Raw genomic sequence first — 233 nt, 5'->3', positions numbered from 1 at the left:
AACGCTTTCCAGAACGATGGTTGTTTACAACCCTGCAATTAGTAATTATATAGTTAGATTTGATCCAGATTGGAGAAAAGCAGATATTGAAGTTTATGATATGAGTGGTAAGCTTATTATCTCTAAAAAATCAGTTGATGCATCTAGGGATTTCGTAATTGAACTTAACGGTTCAGTGAAGAGTTCTTACATTGTAAAAGTGGTTTCGGATAAAGGAGTAATAGTTAACACCA

Annotated in this window: 1 protein-coding gene; it reads left to right on the top strand. The window is 33.5% G+C overall.

Annotated elements, in window-relative coordinates; translation table 11 throughout:
• Positions 1-233: T9SS type A sorting domain-containing protein (locus SB679_RS26430; RefSeq protein ID WP_410705410.1), on the top strand; the 233-nt coding region annotated here is incomplete at both ends.

This window comes from Chryseobacterium sp. SIMBA_029 (assembly GCF_046535275.1).
GTDB lineage: Bacteria > Bacteroidota > Bacteroidia > Flavobacteriales > Weeksellaceae > Chryseobacterium.
Note: the sequence above shows the minus strand (reverse complement) of the source record. Positions and strands in the feature narration are given on the sequence as shown.